We start from the raw sequence: 16,366 nt of genomic DNA, 5'->3' as shown, positions 1-16,366 counted from the left end.
ATTGGATGAAAAGTGTACGAGGAAAATTACTAGTAGTCTTCATACTTATTACCGGACTATTTGTGACATTTGCGGTATATAGTAGCTGGAACACATATTTATCAAATCAAAAAATTGATGAGATTCGAACCAATCAGCTGCCCATCCTCTCAGCGAAAGAACAAATGACGTATAACATTGCCGATCGTCTGGCATTATCGAGAGGATATCTTCTATTTGATGACGAAACGTATAGAAATGAGTTTAAGGAGGTAAGTGAGGTAAACAATCAGCTTGAAGAACGAATTTTAAAAAACACTCAAGAAGAATCATTTGTTGAGGCCATTAACCAAGCGCAAGAGTGGGAGGATGTCCTGACATTTCAAGTATTTGGGTTAATGGGTGATGGTGAGTTTGAGCTTGCAGCAAGGAATATGAATGAACGGTCTACTCCGATTGCAGAAGAAATGGTTGAGACGTTTCAAACATTAGCAGCAGAAGAACGAGCAAATATTGACCAAAGTATGGAGAGTATCGTAGCGTTTGGAGAGCGATTGCAATGGATTACGCTTATTCTTGCATGTGTCATGATTCTTCTATTTGTTTGGATGTTCTATAAAGTATCAGGGATGATATCAACGCCACTCGCGAGGTTATCAAATGCTGCGAATCTTATAGCAGATGGAGATCTCAGAGGGAATGAAGTAACCACAGTTTCATCAGACGAAATTGGTGTGGTAACAGCTGCTTTTAATCAGATGAGAGAAGCATTAAAGAAAATGATTGGAACAACAACTACCCTCGGCAAAACCGTTACCGTAACGGCAAACAATCTTTCCGACAGCTCAAGTGAGTCCGAGCAATCAGCGCTTACGATGACCTCCTACTTACAAACACTCGCAGCTATGTCTGAGTCTAACTCTATGTTAACAGCCCAGAGCTTAGAGAAAGCAGAAGACATTAAAGAAACGGTGGTGACTATTGACCGGGCGACAACCTCGGCCACAGACACCTCACACCAAATGGACGAACAAGCTAAGGCGGGTCAAACACAAATTGCTGAAGCCATGAATCAAACCGCAAAAATCGAACAAACCGTTTTTCAAGCAGCTAAAGTAATGGAGCGCCTACACAAAAATACGGGGAAAATCAATCAAATGGTCGCTGTCCTCACTGAAGTTTCTGAACAAACGCAGCTTCTTGCTCTGAATGCATCGATTGAAGCAGCTAGAGCTGGAAGTCACGGCCAGGGCTTTGCTGTGGTTGCATCAGAAGTGCAAAAGCTATCGATCAAATCAAAGAAAGTAGCTAGCCAAATTAGCGAAATGGTTCATACGATACAAGAGGAAACAGATCAAGCGGTTAAAGAGATCTCAACTGGAAGGTCGGAAGTAATTGAAGGTACTTCACGTATGAATCGAGTGGTTCAATCATTCCAAAAAATTAGTACATCGGTTCAAAAGGTGTATACAGAAATGGAAGGAGTATCTGATTCTACACGGTCGATTTCCTCCGACATACGAGATCTACACCGCCATATTCAAGAGGTGAGTGATGCGTCACAAGAACATGTTAGACGAACAGAAGATGCAACAAGACAAACAGAAGAACAACTGGCTTCTACTCAAAAGATAAAAAATATGGCCGATGACCTTGCTGAAAAGACAAAAGGGCTTGAGGATGAGCTATCAATCTTTAAATTACCATAACTTTGTATAACCTTTTTTGGTGAAAAGACTGGCTAAATATTAATTTATATGTATAATTATTGAGGGACGTTAGAAACGTAGGTAGAAAATCTAACAGTCCACCGCTATTATACGATAAGGGGTTTATATATATGAATTCACTGGATTCAAAGAATTACTTTTCAATACGTAATCTATTAATCTTCCTCATTCCTTCTTTGCTTGGGATCTTTTTATTCATGATTCCACTTGAAAATGGAGATGGAGAAATTACACTTCCTGTTGCCTTTATGGCTAACTTACTTTCAGACGTGTTAGGCACAGCAATGTCTACAATTGTTTTGGCTGTGTTATTGATCTCTGTCATCATGACGATTTTTGTTTCAATTCTAAAGCCACAAACATTTATGGAAAATGATTTCTTGAAGAGATTGTTTGTTGTTGGTCCGTTTTGGTTTGTTATTCGCGTACTGGGAGCCGTATTTGGAGTCATGACATACTTTGAATTAGGTCCAGAAGCTGTATGGAGTGAAAATACGGGAATGGTTGTTTTTGGTGACCTTCTGCCTGTACTGTTTGCTGTCTTTCTTTTTGCTGGTCTACTGTTACCTTTACTTTTGAACTTTGGTTTACTTGAATTATTAGGTGCACTTTTAAACAAATTAATGCGTCCATTATTCCGTTTACCTGGTCGTTCTTCGGTTGATTGCCTAGCATCTTGGATGGGTGATGGAACCGTGGGTGTTCTATTAAGTAGCCAGCAGTATGAGCAAGGACATTATACAAAAAGAGAAGCGGCCATTGTATCAACTACATTCTCTGTTGTATCCATTACATTTACAATTGTGATTTTAGAATACGTGAATCTATCGCACATGTTTTGGCAGTATTATCTAACTATTCTTGTTGCGGGTCTTGCAGCTGCTTTAATCACTCCGCGTATTCCGCCACTATCACGTAAGTCAGATACGTATGTAGATGGAAGAGAATCTGAGGATGAAGTCTATCCAAAGGGTACAAACTTGTTCGCACTTGGCTTTAACCGTGCGATGGGAGTAGCACAGCATACGGAAAAACCTGTAAAGCATATCAAAAATGGATTGCAAAATGTTCTGGATATGTGGTTAGGTGTGATCCCTGTCGTTATGGCTGTTGGTACAATCGCTTTAATTTTTGCTGAGTTTACACCAGTCTTCTCATGGCTTGGTGCACCGTTTGTCCCAGTTCTACAATTAATGCAGGTACCAGAGGCTGCGGCAGCTGGTCAAACAATGGTAATCGGATTTGCTGACATGTTACTTCCTGCACTACTTGCAGGTGACATTGAAAGTGAGATGACACGTTTTATCATTGCTTGTTTATCTGTCACTCAACTTATTTATCTTTCTGAAACAGGTGGCTTACTCCTAGCTTCTAAGCTACCAGTAAACTTCTGGGATCTGGTTCTTGTATTCATCGTTCGGACCGTTATTACCCTGCCAGTCATTGTTCTAATGGCGCATTTATTCTTCTAAAATCAATCAAGCGCAACAGACATTTATCGTGTCTGTTGCGTTTTTTCATCGTTTTATAGACGTGATACAATAAAAGAAAGAGTAGAAAAAGAGGTGTAGCCATCATGAAGATTTTACAAAACGAATGGCAAAGACAAATCGCATCGGAATTTGAAAAGGACTATTATCTCGATTTACGAGAATTTTTAAAAGTAGAATATCAAACACAAACCATCTATCCGCCGATGGACGAGATCTATAATGCTCTTCACCTGACTGACTTTCCGGATGTAAAAGTAGTCATTATTGGCCAAGATCCGTACCACGGTCCGAACCAGGCACATGGGCTAAGCTTCTCTGTCAAGCCAGAAGTCCCGATCCCGCCGTCCTTAAAAAACATGTACAAAGAACTTCAAAGCGACCTAGATATTGAGCCACCAAACCACGGAACCTTAACCTCATGGGCAAAGCAAGGTGTCCTGATGTTGAACAACGTTCTGACCGTTCGACGCGGAGAGCCTGCCTCTCATAAAGGACGTGGATGGGAGACTTTTACGGATGCTGTCATTGATTCATTAGATCAAAGAGACGAACCAGTATGTTTTGTCCTTTGGGGGAAACACGCACAAGTCAAAGGGGAGAGAATAAAGGACCCAAAACATTACATACTCACTTCACCTCATCCAAGTCCCTTTTCAGCCCGACGCGGATTTTTTGGAAGCCAACCCTTCTCCAAAATCAATCAATGGTTAAAAGACCAAGGCAAACAGCCAATTGATTGGGAGCTATAGAAGGGAGGGGAAGTCTTGATAAAAGGGATTTACATCGTAGTGGCCATCCTTGTAGGGGGGATATTTAACGCACTATCCGTCCCCGCGGGCTGGTTGCTTGGAGCGTTAGTATGTGGCATCATTTGGTCTCTTGCAGGTGCAAAAATTGCCTTTTCAAAGCAATACTTTTCATATATTATCGCGATTATTGGAACAAACATCGGATTCACCGTCATTCTCGAGCGGTTTGTCACCTACAAACAGCTCATTCTGCCATTACTCCTATCTATCCTACTAACGATTATGTTTGGTGTAATACTTGGCCGCTACTTTCATAAGTGGTCAGGCCTTGATAAAAATACAGCATTCTTCTGTTGTTTACCCGGGGGTGCATCGGAAGTTATTGCAGTCAGTGACGAATACGGTGCAGACCAACGAATTGTTGCTGCCTTTCATACAACGAGAATTACGTTGTTTGTCCTTGCGATCCCCTTTTTTGCTGGTCTATTGACGGATGTGGAAAAACAACTCTTCACTCAGCCAACAAACACAATGTCCGGTGTGAGTTTTGTATCTGTCCTGCTTTGTGTTCTTGTGGTAGCTTTACTTTCTACATGGGTCGGAGCTCGAATTCCATTTCCAGGTGCCATCGTTTTTGTCAGCATTGGCCTGGGCTTTATCGCTCATACATTCATCTTACCGGATATATCGATGCCCTCTGTTATACCAGGCATGGCACAAGGACTAATGGGAGCCATATTAGGTTCCCGCTTTGACCGTGAGACCGTACGCGAACTAAAGAGAATAGGAAAAGTAAGTGCACTCACCCTAGCCATTTATTTTGGTACAAGCCTTTTGCTAGCAGGTTTATTTTTCGTCCTAACCTCCACATCCTTTAACGAATCCCTCCTAGGCATCGTACCAGCCGGAGCCGCAGAAATGGCAGCAACTGCACTCTCATTAAATCTAGACTCAACCTTAGTTGCAACCCTACAAATGCTCCGCGTTCTCTGCCTATTCGCTGCGCTTCCATTTTTAATAAAATGGTTCGCAAAGAAGCCTGAAGCAAGTCATGAGGTTCGTTAGCAAGAAGGGTTTAGAGAGTTCCAAGAACAATTGTAAAACAACCAAGGTCGTAGGAGCCTTAGTAAGAGAAATGAATCATTTACTAAGAAAATCGACACCTTCACTCAGAAGAAGGCCTCGATAGCAAGGGGAAAAGGCACTTATCCAAGAACCACACCCTGTTACCAAGGACGTAAACTAGGATAGCAAGACGTTTCGCTCAGGCAGTAAGGAGAATAGGACTGGAAGTAAGAAGGCGGAGCGCGGGACGGAGGAGAAATGCGCGAGATCTGGGAATGAGTGCGCGGGATGGAGCCGAAATGCGCGAACTCAGGGCCAAAGCACGCGGAATCGGTTCAAACTACTCTAATCAGCAAAAAGAGTCCCCAACCTTCTCAACCCCACTCACCCGACATAATCCCCCACCCCCACCAAAAAAACGAGCCAATTGGCTCGTTTTTCTATTCCCTTTATTGAAGCATTTGGCTGGACTTTGGAGTAGGCATTTGCACAGGCTGTGTAGCTGGTGCATAGGCCTGAGTCATGGCTTGGACATCTTTTGCCGCGAGTTGTGGCACTTGATAGTAGCCATGCTTGTTCTGGTAAAGGAACACTTCATAGGCCATTTCAATAAAGTTCGGGATCGAATCGGCAATGACACGGCGAACTACGGGATTGGTGATCTCTGTGGCCGCCATTCCCATCAAGGATGCTTCCGACTTAAGCAAACCTAACATATGAGCAGATAACCCAGTTTCTTTTACATCTTGTAAGGACTGGTTTGGCTTTTTGGGTTGCGAAGGCGTAATTCCATAAATGACATCATGTGTTTGAGTCATTTTATAGACGCCTGTTGAACCAGAAGGCTTCTGTCCTGTACGGAAAGCTTCAACAATTAGATTATATTGGCTTTCAATGAAGGTGTACTGACGATCAAGTATTTCTACCAATGTTTGGTCCTTCATAAACGAACGAAAGATCATAAATTGGTCGAGCACATTGATCATACCGGCAATGATTTCATGGCTGTCAAAGAGTTCGTGACCTCCATGATTCATTTGTGGTGGAATCTGTTCAGATTGCATTTGGTTTGGCTGATTTTGATTCGGTAAGCTATTCATTGTGTGCGCCTCCTTTTTATAGGACCCATGCGATCCATCATTTAATGTGGCTTGAAATCACCTGAACCATACCTGTTTATATTTGCAAAAATGTAAGCGGATACGAGTGCTTTCTATCAACAAAACCAGAGTAATCAGTTATTTCAGAAGAATAGAAATAGTGTAAGGTAATCTTCCAACTAAGTAGCCATCAGTTAACGGACACGTATAATTAGGGGTAACAAGAGATGTTAACTATCTTTACGCAAGTAAACGATTGAAGGGGGAGAATGAATTTGAACGATCCAATTTTTCTGATGAATAATGTTTGGTTAACGGTTGCTGCAATTTTAGTCCTTTTTATGCAAGGTGGATTTATTCTACTTGAAGCAGGTTCAACACGAATGAAGAATGCAGGTCATATTGCTGGAAAAACCATTTTTACAGTCGGTATTGCTTCTTTAGTCTTTTGGGCTGTTGGGTATGGATTTATATATGGAGATGGAAATGCCATTATCGGTTTATCTAATTTCTTCTTCGGAGACTTTAATAGCTTCGATGCAGAAGGAACAACTGGTGCAGTTGATTTCTTCTTCCAGCTAACGTTTGCGGCAATCGCATTAACAATTGCGTTTGGTGGATTTGCTGAACGTGGAAAGCTAGCAGCCTATATACTGTTTGCTGTTCTTTTCTCAGCCCTTGTCTATCCAATCGTTGCACATTGGATCTGGAGTGAGCAAGGATGGTTATCTGAACTAGGTAAACAAGACTTTGCAGGATCAACGGTTGTTCACTTAACAGGTGCGATGGCGGCACTAGCTGCAACGATTTTATTAAAACCACGTCTTGGACGATTCAATAAAGACGGTTCTCCAAATGAAATTTACGGTCATAACCAAGTATTTACGGCATTGGGTGTCCTTATTCTTTGGGTAGGTTGGTTTGGTTTTAACGCAGGAAGCACAGGTGGAGTTGCTGATGGATTCTTCGGTTACGTTGCATTAAACACTCAGCTTGCAGCTGGTGCGGGTGCAATTGCTGCCCTATTCATTGTTTACGCAGTAACTGGTAAGTCAGATGTTCCAACGATGTTAAATGGTGCGCTTGCAGGTCTAGTAGCTATTACAGCATCTTGTGCCTTTGTTGCTCCTTGGGCAGCAGTGATCATTGGTATTATTGGTGGATTAATCGTATTCTTCAGTATGAAAATGTTTGATAAGGCTCGAATTGATGATCCAATCTTTGCTTTATCTGTACACGGGGTTGCTGGTGTATGGGGAACCATTTCTACAGGATTCTTCGCTACACCTGAGCTTGCAAATATGAATGGTGGTTTACCTGGTTTGTTCTACGGTGGAGGGTTCTCTCAACTGGGTGTTCAAGTAATCAGCGTAGCTGCGTGCGGTGCCTTTGCATTTATCGCTTCATATGTAATCCTTCTTGGTATTAAAGCGATTCTTGGTGGACTGCGTGTGACAGAAGAAGAAGAGATCATGGGACTTGATATTAGTGAGCACGGAAGCTACGGTTATCCTGAAAGCATGCAAGAGCAACTTGATAAGAAAAAAACGGGTGCATAAGGAGTTCTGAATGACTGGGCAACCAATTCATGACGATTATAATAAATGGCAACGCCGGTTAGACGAATTGTATCGCAATCGGCTTGCAGATATGGAACAACTGGATCTGACAGTAGAGAATCTTCATGGGCTCCATGAAAAGTTAATGCGAGAGACGATTCAAGTGGCCATTGAAAAAACAGAAAGTGAGCGGGGCAAGGTTCCTGCTCGCTTTACTTTCTTTGTAATGGGAAGTGCGGGTCGAGCAGAGCAGCTTCAATGGAGTGATCAAGATCATGCCATTATCTTTGAGCAAGAGGACGCGGCAAACAAGAAAGAAAATCAATCGTATTTTTTAAGTCTTGGGGAAGAAATCGTGGAAGCGTTAGAATGTGTTGGTTATGAGCGCTGTGATGGAAATGTGATGGCTTCAAATCTTAAATGGTGCAAATCAAGAGAAGACTTCCGGCAACAGCTATTAGGGTGGTTAAGGGAAGATACATGGGAGCATATGCGGTATGTGTTAACGTTTTTTGATGGAAGAGCCATACTTGGCCCTGAACATTTTCTAAGTGAATTAAAGGAATCCATTTTTAATGAAGTCACACAAAATAAACAGCTGCTTCAACGCTTTAAAAATAATACAGGGCGTATGCGTAATGGAATCGGGTTATTCGGTCAATTGCTCACCGAAACCGAAGGAGATCATAAGGGTACGTTTGATTTAAAGCAACTAGCGTTATTCCCTTATGTAAATGGATTACGACTTCTTGCCATTCAAGAAGAGATTACATCACCTCAAACGTTAAAACGATTTGAAGAATTACCAGATCAGCATTCCGACATTCAAAACTATCAGGCATCGTATCGCAGGCTTTTAGAAAAACGAATTGCTTGGCAATCACCGATCCAGTCCTACGACGATATCCATCATGTCAACGTGAATCAACTTGATACACATGATAAAAAGCAGCTTAAAGAATGGATTAAAGAAGGACGAGAGCTCTATCATATGGTTGAAAAAATAGTAGGGAGTAGTCATTCATTATGATGAATAATATGATTCAGCTTGTGAAGCAGCTATCGACTAAATTAAGTCCTGGCATCTACACGTCTTCTCAGCAGCAATCAGCAGCGAATCAATTGGCTCATGTTCGCGAAATTCAACGACAGTTAAAACAACATGATGTATTAGACAACCCACTCATGAACCTGCCATTTGTCGTGTTTGACCTTGAAACAAGCGGATTTAATCCAGATGTAGGCGATAGTATTTTATCTATAGGTGCGATCAAAATGAAGGGCTCTACAATTATAGAGGAGTCTACCTTTTATTCGACAATCCAACCAAAAAAACAACCGTCTGACGAGATCCTTGCTTTAACTGGATTAACGATGGGTGAGTTAGAAGCTTCACCTGCACTTGCTGATGTGTTGATGTCTTTTTATCAATTTGTAGGGGATGCCACTCTTGTTGCCCATCATGCGAGCCATGAGAAGCGGTTTATGTCTCATGCAACCTGGCAGACGCTACGACTGACGTTTCAGCATCGACTCGTTGATACTTCCTTTTTAACTCGTGTGGTCGCACCCAATGAAGAATTGGTTACGCTTGATGAATGCTGTGCGTTTTATCAAATTGAGGCAACAAATCGTCACCATGCGATGTCAGATGCTGTGCTTGCAGCCAAACTTTGGCGTGAAAATGTCTTAAAAGCAAATGAGATGGGATTTACCTCTTTGCGAGATGTCTATGTTCATCTGGCTAAGAGCAAATAAAGCATATAGATAGAGGAGGAAAGGGTTGTGAATCATGACATCCCGCCTAGACAAGCGTGCTTCCCCATTCGAGTTGTGATGGAGATGACTGATTTATCCGCACGGCAAATTCGATACTATGAGGAACAAGGGCTTGTAAAGCCGGATCGTAACGAAGGAAACCAGCGAATGTTTTCATTATTTGATATTGAGCGATTGAATACGGTAAAGGCTTATATTCAAAAGGGAATTAACATCGCAGGAATCAAAGCGATCATGTCTTCAGACGGTTGAATGATGGATTGTCCAATTCTATGGGCAGTCCTTTTTTTGTGCTACACTTACAAGGAAAGAGGTGAGACGCATGAACATTTCAGCCAAACGAGTGATCGAAAAAATGGAAGAACAGCTGGCATTGCTTCGGACGGCAGTCAAGCAAGATGACCAACAAGCTGTTCGTGAATATACATCCGTCATTGAAGGCTATTGCCAATTATTAAAAGATCAACCAAACACCTATCAAGCAGTAAAGGCACCTTCTCCTCAAAGAGAGTCCCAGTCTATTCCCACACAGCCTGTAACACCGATTCAACCTGCATCCCCCTCTCCAACAACTGAACAAAAACCAGGCAGTCTTTTTGATTTTTAAACAAATAGAGAGGGTAACTAAATCAAGATCTTCTGAAGGCTAATGATTTTCTGTATGAGAATCATTAGTCTTTTATTTTCTCGAACTGACGCTTCTATCTCAGTCTTTTTCAACATATCTTGTCAGGCAATCTCTCATAAAATAGAATGTTTGTGGCTAAACCACAAAATACTCATGAAAACGTTGTATTGTGCGAATATTGTTACGTTATAGCGTTTTCTTATACAATGAAAGCAGTAACGGAGAAGGATGAGGTGTTCGCTGATGGACGCTTTGAGCAGAGATTTTTTCCTGTTTTTATCTAAAAATCGCGGATTGAATTTTATGGCCAAGAGATGGGGGAAATCCCTTGCCACCGGTAATATCATTGGTGGAATTGATTTTGAGTCGTGTCTTCCGCACATTGAGCAGTTAAACAAAAAAGGCATAGAGGTTACCGTTGATCATTTAGGTGAATTCGTCATGGATGAGGCCGTTGCGCGTGAACGTACGCAGGAATGTATTCGTACGATCCAAACCATTGCGGCGAACGACATTCAAACACAGATATCGGTTAAGCTCACGTCACTTGGACTAGATATTAGTCAGGACCTAGCTCGTGAGAACATGCACAGGATTTTAGAGATGGCTACCAAGCATCAGGTTTTAGTTACGATTGATATGGAAAACGAATCAAGATGCGAGGCCACGCTTGAATTGTTCCGTGAATTAAAAGAGCAATACGATCTTGTAGGAACAGTGATTCAAGCTTACCTGTACCGATCAGAGGAAGATCTAGCACGGTTAGATGATCTCTCGCCTTTTATTCGCTTGGTAAAGGGAGCATATAAGGAATCTGCTCAAGTGGCCCATACGGAAAAAGAAGCAATACGCGAGCACTTTAAACAATTAATCAAAAGGCAGCTAACAAGTGGACATTACACGGCAGTCGCCACGCATGACGATCATATAGTGGATTTCACAAAGGAATATGTTCGGAGTCAAGGTATACCAAAGGATCAGTTTGAATTTCAAATGTTATATGGCATGCGAACCAAGACTCAACAAGAGCTTAGAGATGAAGGATACAATGTAAGGATTTACATGCCTTATGGTGATGACTGGTATGGGTATTTCATGAGACGACTTGCAGAAAAACCGTCTAATATCAGCTTTGCATTAAGAGGATTAACGAAAAAATAAGTAAGGAGACGATTACATGACAACACCTTATAGACACGAACCATTTACAGATTTCAATCAGAAAGAAAATCAAGAGGCTTTTAAAAAAGCTCTTAAAACAGTTAATAATGAATGGCTGGGGAAAGAGTACCCACTTATTATTAATGGTGAGCGTATTACGACAGATGCGAAGATCGTTTCATACAATCCAGCGAAAAAGGATGAAGTGATCGGCAGTGTATCAAAGGCAACAAAGGAGTTAGCAGAGAAAGCGATAGAGGCAGCGGCTACAGCATTTGAAACGTGGAGATATACAAAAGCCGAGGAACGTGCCAATATTTTGTTCCGTGCAGCAGCGAGTATCCGTCGCAAAAAACATGAGTTCTCAGCATTGCTTGTAAAAGAAGCAGGTAAGCCGTGGAAAGAGGCCGATGCCGATACAGCGGAGGCGATCGATTTTCTAGAGTATTATGCAAGACAAATGATTGAGCTTGCAAATGGTAAACCGATTAACAGTCGCGAAGGCGAATACAACCAGTACATCTATACGCCAACGGGTGTGACGGTGTCTATTCCACCTTGGAACTTCCTATTTGCCATCATGGCGGGAATTACAGTTGCTCCACTTGTTTCTGGAAACACAGTTGTCTTAAAGCCGGCAAGTGCGACACCAATCATTGCGGCTCGTTTTGTTGAAGTGTTAGAAGAAGCAGGCGTACCAAAAGGTGTTATTAACTTTGTACCTGGAAGTGGATCTGAGGTAGGTGATACGCTTGTTGATCATCCGAAAACAAGCATCATCACATTTACAGGATCTCGTGAAGTCGGCACACGTATTTTTGAACGTGCAGCCGTGGTGCAGCCTGGACAGCAGCACTTAAAGCAAGTGATTGCAGAGATGGGTGGAAAGGATACCATTATCGTGGATAAAGACGGGGATGTGGAGCTTGCTGCACAGTCAATCTTCACGTCTGCGTTTGGTTTTGCTGGCCAGAAGTGTTCAGCTGGTTCAAGAGCGGTTGTGCATGAGGATGTATATGATGCGGTGGTTGAGCGTGTTGTTGAAATCACAGAAAAACAGACTACAGGTAACCCGGAAAGTCACTCTACGTACATGGGACCGGTTATTGATGCGGCTTCTTTTGAAAAAATTATGGGTTATATTGAGATTGGAAAAGAAGAAGGCCGTCTTGTAAGTGGAGGAACGGGTAATGATTCAAAAGGCTTCTTTATCCAGCCAACGATTTTTGCAGATGTAGATGCGGAAGCTAAAATTATGCAAGAAGAGATTTTTGGTCCCGTTCTAGCGTTTTCAAAGGTTGCAAGCTTTGATGAGGCACTACAGGTAGCAAATAATACAGAATACGGCTTAACAGGTGCGGTCATTACAAATAACCGTGCGCATATTGAGCGTGCAAAGCAGGAATTCCATGTAGGAAATCTGTACTTTAACCGTAACTGCACAGGTGCCATTGTTGGATATCATCCGTTTGGGGGCTTCAAGATGTCTGGAACGGATTCTAAGGCAGGCGGACCAGATTATCTAACGTTGCACATGAACGCTAAAACAGTGAGTGAAACATATTAAGGTTTTCGACAACATTCGAGGCGGATTTCTATCTGCCTCGTTTCTTTGTTATACTAGTTTCATATATTGAAGGGGAGGGGTTTTGTGAACTCATATTTAATCAGTTCAATCGTAGTGTATATGTTGGCGATGATATTTATTGGATATTATGCTTACAAGCGTACATCCTCACACTCAGATTACATGCTTGGAGGAAGAGGTTTAACGCCTGGTGTTGCCGCGCTTAGTGCAGGCGCATCAGATATGAGCGGCTGGCTCTTAATGGGGTTACCTGGAGCCATTTTTGATGAAGGCTTTCGTGCATCATGGATTGCGATCGGACTCGCGTTGGGTGCTTATATAAATTGGCTGTATGTCGCGCCGAGATTGCGCACCTTTACGGAAGTTGCTAATAATTCGATTACGATTCCAGGGTATTTCGAGAACCGATTCGAGGATAAATCAAGAAAACTTCGGATTTTTTCAAGCTTAATTATTTTAATCTTTTTTACTTCCTATGTTGCATCAGGTATGGTAGCCGGCGGGGTGTTATTCAATGAGATTTTAGGATATAGCTACACGACCGGTGTCATCGTCTTAGTCGGTGTGACGCTTATTTATACACTTGTTGGAGGATTTTTAGCTGTTAGCTGGACAGACGTTGTTCAAGGCTTAATCATGATGACGGCATTAATTTTGGTGCCGATTGTGACTCTGATTACAATTGGAGGGCCAAATGAAGTGGTAAGTGAAGTTCGTGCAATTGATCCCAGTATGTTGAATGTATTTACGGGCATGAGTGCAGTGGGCATTATCTCATTTCTTGGATGGGGATTGGGGTATTTTGGTCAGCCGCATATTATTGTTCGCTTTATGGCTTTAACCTCTTCAAAGGGTGCGAAGAAAGCAAGACACATTGGGATGAGTTGGATGATCATTTCGTTAGTAGGTGCGGTTTTAACAGGACTTATTGGATTTTCATATTATAGTCAACAAGGGATGAATATCTCGGATCCTGAAACAATTTTTATTCAATTGGGTACCATTCTGTTCCATCCAATCATCACAGGGTTTATATTAGCGGCATTGTTAGCGGCTGTGATGAGTACCATTTCATCTCAATTACTCGTGACCTCGAGCTCGCTTACGGACGATTTGTATAAGACATTCTTCAGACGAGCGGCATCTGAACGTGAGCTTGTGTTAGTAGGACGGTTATCTGTTCTAGCTGTTACTGGTATCGCTCTTGGGATTGCCTGGGTTCAACCTGGAAGCATACTTGATATGGTCAGCTATGCGTGGGCTGGCTTTGGAGCATCCTTTGGTCCAGTTGTGTTACTAAGTTTGTTCTGGTCAAGGATGAACACATCGGGAGCTGTTGCGGGGATCATTTCAGGTGCCGTTACGGTTGTACTTTGGTCGGCCCTTGGTGCTTCCGAGGTATTATATGAGTTAATTCCTGGTTTTGCAGTGAGTACTATTATGGTATATGCAATCAGTTTAATCACTGCACCACCATCTAAACAAGTTGTGGACCAGTTTAACAAAGTGAAAGAATTATCTTAGTCATAAGAGGCAAATGATCGAATCGGTCATTTGCCTTTTTTGTATACGGATCCCTTGTTATCAATCTCTATACAACACGAATCATTCAAAGTATGATGAAGGAAAACGTGGTGTAGGGGGATCGTGGGATGGACAAGTCTCTAAATCAGCTTGAATCATTAACTGAAATGAGCGAGATTATTGATTTTACGAGTAAAGAATTAAAACGACCCATCGTTCTTGAAAGCTCTGACTTTTCATTAGCTGCCTATCATTCCTATCATATTCATCAATTTGATCTCGCAAACCAACAAACGATTTTCTCAAAAAAGTGTCCGCAGCATATCTATGATACGTTTCTTGAAAGAGGAATTATTGAAAAGCTTCAGGAGAGCGAGGATCGTTTCACAGTTGGACCAATTGAAGAGATAGGTTTGAATACGAGAATTGTTAAAACCATACGTTACCAACATGAAATTCAAGGGTACATTTGGCTCCAAGAATATCAAAACCCGTTAACTGAATTGGAGCTTACTTTTTTTGAAGCAGCCGTCAGTCATCTCGCAAAAACGATGCACGAGAATCAGGTGATCAAGCTCTCTAAAAGTAAATCAGTGGATGATGTCTATCAAGCAGCCTTAAGTGGAAGAGTCACCTCCAAACGAACGTTACAGGAACGGGCGTATAAAGAAGGGATTCCATATACACGACTTCAGGTTGTGACCGTTTTTGTTCAAGAAGAAGGCGCGCCGCTCTCAAAAAGAGTGGAGGCCCTTAGAAAACTCGCGTTGCCAAACAGCTACGTTTTAAGCTTCAACGGACATGTGATTATTTTAACGGGAGAGCAGCCAACACCATTTACGATCATCAGTATGTTAAATGCGCTAAAACAAGAAATGTCAGACGATACGTATTCGAATATGTGGATGGGGATTAGCAGGGCCTGTTTAAATATAAGTGAATTAGCAAGAGGATATGACGAAGCCCTACAAGTGACGAAGGTAGCAGATCTGCTGGGGGAGCAGCAAGTGGACCGTCGTGAATTCTCACAGCTAGGAATGCTTCGATATATTGAAGTGTTAGCTGGTGCCCAGGAGGAATCCAACTATCAAAATCCTGATCTGGTGGTTCTTGAACATAAAGACTCAACCAGTCAAACTGAATTTATTAAAACGATCGAACTCTATTTATTCAATAACTGTCGGGTCAAGGCGACCTCGGAACAGTTATTTATTCATCCAAATACATTATCGTATCGCTTAAAGCAAATTCAAGAGCTGACTGCCATTCGATTTGATCAGTTTAATCTGAACTGCCAGCTCTTAATCGATATTATGGTTATGAAAAAAAGACGCAGAGACCAAAGCTTATGAGGGCAACCACTCAACTAATACCGCATAGTGATGCGACTCTGCATCTTCTACATAGTTTGGTAGAATGGAGACGGGACGTAACCCTTGCTTTAACATAAACGTGAGTACTAGATCGGTGCGTTCACCTAAAACAACGGCTTGAACATATTCTTCAACCGAAAGTTCGTGGGAACATTGATGGAAACCAGGGATGCGACACGCCGCAATAAATCGTTTAAGGCCAAGTTCGCGAACGGTTTGCTTCCGTGCCTCGTAAAGTGCCTGAGCTACACCTTTTCCGCGCATAGTTGGTCTTACACATAAGTCAATGCCATATAAGGAGTCTCCGTCAGGATCGTGACTCTCACGTATGTAGCCGGAATCAGATACCTCTTCCCACGTATGGGGTTCGCCGTCAAAGGTGATGATAAGCGAAGTAGCCGATCCAGCGGGAACTCCGTCTACCTCTGCAAGCAGTCCTGATTTTTGAAAGGTATCTTCATGGCTTTTAATCTGATCCTTCTGCCACCAGAGCTCTTCTGGAAATGGAGGAGGGAAGGCTTCTTTTTGAATAGTTAATAACGCCGCGTAATCAGCAGCTGTATAAGGTCGTATAAGTACATGTTTCATATGCGTGCAAACACCTCCATTCCTTTATACTAATAGAAATGAGGATTCAA

General features: G+C 42.1%; 15 protein-coding genes. 13 read left to right on the top strand and 2 right to left on the bottom strand.

Annotated features, from left to right (window positions below; all coding sequences use genetic code 11):
* Nucleotides 1–5 precede the first annotated feature (5 nt).
* The 4 genes from ACQKKO_RS18060 to ACQKKO_RS18045 all read left to right on the top strand — a co-directional run bounded on the left by ACQKKO_RS18060 (nucleotide 6) and on the right by ACQKKO_RS18045 (nucleotide 5,016).
* Nucleotides 6–1,688 (top strand): methyl-accepting chemotaxis protein, encoded by a 1,683-nt coding sequence (locus ACQKKO_RS18060; RefSeq protein WP_498649646.1) that lies wholly within the window; start codon nucleotides 6–8, stop codon nucleotides 1,686–1,688.
* A gap of 131 nt (nucleotides 1,689–1,819) precedes the next feature.
* A complete protein-coding gene (locus ACQKKO_RS18055) occupies nucleotides 1,820–3,181 on the top strand; it encodes a YjiH family protein (RefSeq protein WP_498649644.1) in 1,362 nt (453 codons plus the stop codon).
* 104 nt (nucleotides 3,182–3,285) lie between these two features.
* Nucleotides 3,286–3,951: a uracil-DNA glycosylase gene (locus tag ACQKKO_RS18050; RefSeq protein ID WP_498649642.1), complete on the top strand. Its 666-nt coding sequence runs from the start codon at nucleotides 3,286–3,288 to the stop codon at nucleotides 3,949–3,951.
* A gap of 15 nt (nucleotides 3,952–3,966) precedes the next feature.
* Nucleotides 3,967–5,016, top strand: coding sequence for an AbrB family transcriptional regulator (locus tag ACQKKO_RS18045; RefSeq protein ID WP_498649640.1), 1,050 nt, complete (start codon nucleotides 3,967–3,969; stop codon nucleotides 5,014–5,016).
* A 449-nt stretch (nucleotides 5,017–5,465) separates the two neighbouring features.
* On the opposite strand, the gene ACQKKO_RS18040 is transcribed toward ACQKKO_RS18045, so the two are convergent.
* Nucleotides 5,466–6,116, bottom strand: a complete 651-nt coding sequence (locus tag ACQKKO_RS18040) for a spore coat protein (protein WP_498649639.1) — start codon at nucleotides 6,114–6,116, stop codon at nucleotides 5,466–5,468.
* Between the two features lie 296 nt (nucleotides 6,117–6,412).
* On the opposite strand from ACQKKO_RS18040, the gene ACQKKO_RS18035 reads away from it, so the two are divergent.
* The 9 genes from ACQKKO_RS18035 (at nucleotide 6,413) to ACQKKO_RS17995 (ending at nucleotide 15,707) form a co-directional block, all read left to right on the top strand.
* Complete coding sequence (locus ACQKKO_RS18035; protein ID WP_498649692.1) at nucleotides 6,413–7,675, top strand: ammonium transporter; 1,263 nt, start codon at nucleotides 6,413–6,415, stop codon at nucleotides 7,673–7,675.
* 10 nt (nucleotides 7,676–7,685) lie between these two features.
* Nucleotides 7,686–8,705, top strand: coding sequence for a DUF294 nucleotidyltransferase-like domain-containing protein (locus tag ACQKKO_RS18030; protein ID WP_498649637.1), 1,020 nt, complete (start codon nucleotides 7,686–7,688; stop codon nucleotides 8,703–8,705).
* A complete protein-coding gene (locus ACQKKO_RS18025; protein WP_498649635.1) occupies nucleotides 8,702–9,433 on the top strand; it encodes an exonuclease domain-containing protein in 732 nt (243 codons plus the stop codon). The genes ACQKKO_RS18030 and ACQKKO_RS18025 overlap by 4 nt, the downstream gene beginning before the upstream one ends.
* 27 nt (nucleotides 9,434–9,460) lie before the next feature.
* On the top strand, nucleotides 9,461–9,706 hold the full coding sequence (locus ACQKKO_RS18020) for a MerR family transcriptional regulator (RefSeq protein ID WP_440160100.1): 246 nt from the start codon (nucleotides 9,461–9,463) through the stop codon (nucleotides 9,704–9,706).
* A 70-nt stretch (nucleotides 9,707–9,776) separates the two neighbouring features.
* A complete protein-coding gene (locus ACQKKO_RS18015) occupies nucleotides 9,777–10,061 on the top strand; it encodes a YwdI family protein (RefSeq protein ID WP_498649633.1) in 285 nt (94 codons plus the stop codon).
* Nucleotides 10,062–10,325: 264 nt separating this feature from the next.
* Nucleotides 10,326–11,243, top strand: a complete 918-nt coding sequence (locus tag ACQKKO_RS18010) for a proline dehydrogenase family protein (protein WP_498649631.1) — start codon at nucleotides 10,326–10,328, stop codon at nucleotides 11,241–11,243.
* Nucleotides 11,244–11,259: 16 nt separating this feature from the next.
* Nucleotides 11,260–12,810 carry an L-glutamate gamma-semialdehyde dehydrogenase gene (pruA, locus tag ACQKKO_RS18005; RefSeq protein WP_498649628.1) on the top strand — a complete coding sequence of 517 codons (1,551 nt, stop codon included), beginning with the start codon at nucleotides 11,260–11,262 and terminating at the stop codon, nucleotides 12,808–12,810.
* 84 nt (nucleotides 12,811–12,894) lie between these two features.
* Complete coding sequence (putP, locus tag ACQKKO_RS18000) at nucleotides 12,895–14,355, top strand: sodium/proline symporter PutP (protein ID WP_498649625.1); 1,461 nt, start codon at nucleotides 12,895–12,897, stop codon at nucleotides 14,353–14,355.
* A 128-nt stretch (nucleotides 14,356–14,483) separates the two neighbouring features.
* Nucleotides 14,484–15,707: a PucR family transcriptional regulator gene (locus ACQKKO_RS17995; protein ID WP_498649623.1), complete on the top strand. Its 1,224-nt coding sequence runs from the start codon at nucleotides 14,484–14,486 to the stop codon at nucleotides 15,705–15,707.
* On the opposite strand, the gene ACQKKO_RS17990 is transcribed toward ACQKKO_RS17995, so the two are convergent.
* Nucleotides 15,702–16,316 (bottom strand): GNAT family N-acetyltransferase, encoded by a 615-nt coding sequence (locus ACQKKO_RS17990; RefSeq protein WP_498649621.1) that lies wholly within the window; start codon nucleotides 16,314–16,316, stop codon nucleotides 15,702–15,704. The two genes, ACQKKO_RS17995 and ACQKKO_RS17990, sit on opposite strands and share 6 nt — an antisense overlap.
* Nucleotides 16,317–16,366: the final 50 nt, after the last annotated feature.

Source organism: Alkalihalobacillus sp. NPDC127517, assembly GCF_050276055.1.
In the GTDB taxonomy this organism is placed as follows: Bacteria; Bacillota; Bacilli; order Bacillales; family Bacillaceae_D; genus Alkalicoccobacillus.
Note: the sequence above shows the minus strand (reverse complement) of the source record. Positions and strands in the feature narration are given on the sequence as shown.

What these genes read in the sequence shown, in the direction of transcription:
- ACQKKO_RS18060 (WP_498649646.1), top strand. Translation starts at nt 6, where the DNA reads ATGAAAAGTGTACGAGGAAAATTACTAGTAGTCTTCATACTTATTACC.
- ACQKKO_RS18055 (WP_498649644.1), top strand. Translation starts at nt 1,820, where the DNA reads ATGAATTCACTGGATTCAAAGAATTACTTTTCAATACGTAATCTATTA.
- ACQKKO_RS18050 (WP_498649642.1), top strand. Translation starts at nt 3,286, where the DNA reads ATGAAGATTTTACAAAACGAATGGCAAAGACAAATCGCATCGGAATTT.
- ACQKKO_RS18040 (WP_498649639.1), bottom strand. Translation starts at nt 6,116, where the DNA reads ATGAATAGCTTACCGAATCAAAATCAGCCAAACCAAATGCAATCTGAA.
- ACQKKO_RS18035 (WP_498649692.1), top strand. Translation starts at nt 6,413, where the DNA reads ATGAATAATGTTTGGTTAACGGTTGCTGCAATTTTAGTCCTTTTTATG.
- ACQKKO_RS18030 (WP_498649637.1), top strand. Translation starts at nt 7,686, where the DNA reads ATGACTGGGCAACCAATTCATGACGATTATAATAAATGGCAACGCCGG.
- ACQKKO_RS18025 (WP_498649635.1), top strand. Translation starts at nt 8,702, where the DNA reads ATGATGAATAATATGATTCAGCTTGTGAAGCAGCTATCGACTAAATTA.
- ACQKKO_RS18015 (WP_498649633.1), top strand. Translation starts at nt 9,777, where the DNA reads ATGAACATTTCAGCCAAACGAGTGATCGAAAAAATGGAAGAACAGCTG.
- ACQKKO_RS18010 (WP_498649631.1), top strand. Translation starts at nt 10,326, where the DNA reads ATGGACGCTTTGAGCAGAGATTTTTTCCTGTTTTTATCTAAAAATCGC.
- pruA (WP_498649628.1), top strand. Translation starts at nt 11,260, where the DNA reads ATGACAACACCTTATAGACACGAACCATTTACAGATTTCAATCAGAAA.
- ACQKKO_RS17995 (WP_498649623.1), top strand. Translation starts at nt 14,484, where the DNA reads ATGGACAAGTCTCTAAATCAGCTTGAATCATTAACTGAAATGAGCGAG.
- ACQKKO_RS17990 (WP_498649621.1), bottom strand. Translation starts at nt 16,316, where the DNA reads ATGAAACATGTACTTATACGACCTTATACAGCTGCTGATTACGCGGCG.